The organism is Xenorhabdus budapestensis, from assembly GCF_002632465.1.
Lineage (GTDB): Bacteria > Pseudomonadota > Gammaproteobacteria > Enterobacterales > Enterobacteriaceae > Xenorhabdus > Xenorhabdus budapestensis.
In genome coordinates this window covers 1-2,864 of the sequence record NZ_NIBS01000063.1, presented here as the reverse complement: position 1 = coordinate 2,864, position 2,864 = coordinate 1, and the positions used below count along the sequence as shown (strand labels likewise).

Genomic DNA, 2,864 nt, shown 5'->3' with positions numbered 1-2,864 from the left:
TGCTGTCATTCCGGTGCAGGGAACGCTGGTGCAAAAACTCGGTTCCTTGCGTCCTTACAGTGGCATGACCGGTTATGACGGCATTCGGCAGGTGTTTCTGAGGGCACTGAATGACCCGGAGGTCAAAGGCATTTGTCTTGATATCGATTCCCCCGGCGGTGAAGTGGCCGGTTGCTTTGATTTGGTGGACCTGATTTACCAGTCACGGGGGGAGAAACCCATTCACGCTATTCTGAGTGAGAATGCCTATTCTGCCGCCTATGCAATTGCCAGTGCCGCCGACAAAATCACTGTGCCGCGCACCGGTGGCGTCGGTTCAGTGGGCGTGATTGTTATTCACTGTGACTGGTCGCAGCGCATTAAAGAGGACGGTCTGAAAGTGACTATCATCACTTACGGGGATCGTAAGGCAGAAAGCAACCCTTATGTGCCGCTGAGCAATGAAGCGAAAGCCACTGTCCAACACGATGTTGATGAAATGGGGCGTCTTTTTGTACGCACTGTTTCCCGTAACCGCGGACTCTCGGAAGAGAAAATCCGCAATACACAAGCTGCCTGTTATCTGGCAGATGAGGGCGTACAGATTGGGTTAGCGGATGAAGTCGCTTCCCCGGATGTCGCATTTCAAACACTGATGAAAGAGTCTGGAGTGATTTAACGATGTATAAATTTGCACATTTGTTAGGGATCAAAGCCCGTGCCACTGATGAGCATGAGGAAGACGAAAACGCCCGTGAAGCAAAAAGCCGTCGTGCCGAAGAAGAGGAGCACGACGAAAACGCGGAAGACGATAAAGATCGTGAAGACGCCGAAAAACAGGACGACGAAAAGGAAAACAAAAAAGCGAAAAAAGCCAAGAAGGCGAAGTCAGAAGACGATGACGACGATCCGGATGCGGAAGACGATAAAGATGATGCTGACGCTGATGAAAATGAGGACGTCAAAAAAGGCCGCCGTGCCGAACGTAAACGTTGTGCCAAAATCTTTGGCAGCAAACATGCTGCGGGTCGTTCTGATATAGCGGCGCATTTAGCCTTTAACACCCGCTTGTCCGCGCATGAAGCGATTAACACGTTGTCAGTCATGGGCGCAGTCACCCCGCCATCTGCCAAATCCAGGCCGTCATTGGATGAACGGATGCGCAACGAAAAACAGGTACGGTTAGGCCCGGATGCACAGGTTCCGGTGGCAGGCAGTGCCGAAGCTGCGGTAGCCAAGGCGACCGCGTTGTATAACCGAGTAAAAGGTAAGCAATAATGGAAAATATAGGCCCTAACCCTTTCGCCCCCGGCATGACGTCGAGCATGTTTATTCCTGATCAGCTCATTGCCGGCCAGTTACAGTTAGTCACCGATAGCGTGACGATGGCCCAATTCGGCCTATTGAAGCGCGGTTCCGTACTCGGCATGAACAAGTCCGGGGAATATGTGTTGAGTGTGAAAACCGCGACAGACGGCAGTGAGAAACCCGCCGCTATTCTGGTCGATGCGGTGGATACCACCGTCAGCAGCCAGACCGCGGGCGTGTACCTGATGGGGGAATTTAACGCGCACCGGATTATCTTTGATAAAAGCTGGACGTTGGCCGAACTCAAAACTGCCCTGCGCCCCTTCAGTATTTTCCTGAAAGACAGTACGCCGGGATTTTAATTCCGACCGCCTTTTTCTGATTACATCTGATGCCGTTATCTGGCAGGGCTGCGCTCGTTTTCATTTTCAGGCTGGCGGTAATGCTGCTGGCTTTACTATCTATAGAGAAACTGCATGAATATTTACAACACTAACGTGCTGGTTGGTTTAGTGCCTAACCTGATCACCAGCCAAAACTGGTTGCTGGACCGCTTCTTCCCCAACGTTATCACCGAAGACAAGGAAGAAGTGTCCATTGACGTAGATATCGGCAAACGCCGTATGTCGCCGTTCGTCTCACCGTTGGTAGAAGGTCAACTGGTCGAAAGCCGTACCTACCAGACCAATACTTTTAAACCGGCTTATATCAAGGACAAGCGCGCGCCCGACTTGCTTAAACCGGTCCGTCGTCAGATTGGGGAACGTATCGGTGGCGAATTCAGCGCGGGCGAGCGTGAAATGTTAAACCTGCAGTTTGAGATGACCGACCAAATTGATTTAATTAACCGTCGTCTGGAGTGGATGGCCGCTAACGCGATGGTTTTTGCCAAAATCACCGTTGCAGGCGTGGGTTATCAAACGAAAGTGATTGATTTTGGCCGCTCTTCCGATCTCACTGTCACACTCAGTGGCAGTGACAAATGGCCACTGAAGGTGGACGCGGGGAAAACCAACACCAAACCCTCCGAAGACATTGAGGATTGGGGGCTGCGTATCCTCAAAACCACCGGCTCTGCGCCCACGGATATCGTTTTCACTAGTAAATCGTGGCAGGCCTTTTGTCGTGACACCTCGATTGAGAAAGGGGCGATCGTACTTCCCTTACTGAATCCGGCAGATCGGCAGGGGGATATTGCCCCTCGCGTAGCAACCGGTGCGGTTCATAAGGGGCGCTGGGGGAATTACGACCTGTGGTTGTATAACGACTGGTTTATTGACCCTGTCGATAATGTTGAAAAACCGATGATACCGGACGGTGCTGTACTGATGTCAGGCGCGGACTTGATGGGAACGCGCGTCTTTGGTGCGATTATGGACCCTAAGTTCAGTTATGGCCCGATGGCCTACGCGCCGAAATCGTGGTTGCAGGAAGATCCGGCTCAGCGTTTCCTGATGATGCAGTCTGCGCCGCTGGTTATTCCAAGCCGGGTGAACGCGGCATTGTGCGCGATGGTGGTGTGACATGACGAAAAAAACACAGGAACCGGGCGGATTACCGCCCGAATTGCAGGTCGG

The 2,864-nt window shown here is 52.2% G+C and carries 4 protein-coding genes; all 4 read left to right on the top strand.

The window, feature by feature from the left end; genetic code table 11:
- The coding region (locus tag Xbud_RS18635; RefSeq protein ID WP_099137479.1) for a S49 family peptidase at positions 1–658 on the top strand (658 nt) is incomplete at its 5' end.
- 2 nt (positions 659–660) lie between these two features.
- Positions 661–1,257 carry a hypothetical protein gene (locus Xbud_RS18630; protein ID WP_099137478.1) on the top strand — a complete coding sequence of 199 codons (597 nt, stop codon included), beginning with the start codon at positions 661–663 and terminating at the stop codon, positions 1,255–1,257.
- Positions 1,257–1,649 (top strand): head decoration protein, encoded by a 393-nt coding sequence (locus tag Xbud_RS18625; protein ID WP_099137477.1) that lies wholly within the window; start codon positions 1,257–1,259, stop codon positions 1,647–1,649. Before Xbud_RS18630 ends, Xbud_RS18625 begins: the two co-directional genes overlap by 1 nt.
- Before the next feature lie 114 nt (positions 1,650–1,763).
- Complete coding sequence (locus tag Xbud_RS18620) at positions 1,764–2,810, top strand: major capsid protein (RefSeq protein ID WP_099137476.1); 1,047 nt, start codon at positions 1,764–1,766, stop codon at positions 2,808–2,810.
- Positions 2,811–2,864: the final 54 nt, after the last annotated feature.

What these genes read in the sequence shown, in the direction of transcription:
- Xbud_RS18630 (WP_099137478.1), top strand. Translation starts at nt 661, where the DNA reads ATGTATAAATTTGCACATTTGTTAGGGATCAAAGCCCGTGCCACTGAT.
- Xbud_RS18625 (WP_099137477.1), top strand. Translation starts at nt 1,257, where the DNA reads ATGGAAAATATAGGCCCTAACCCTTTCGCCCCCGGCATGACGTCGAGC.
- Xbud_RS18620 (WP_099137476.1), top strand. Translation starts at nt 1,764, where the DNA reads ATGAATATTTACAACACTAACGTGCTGGTTGGTTTAGTGCCTAACCTG.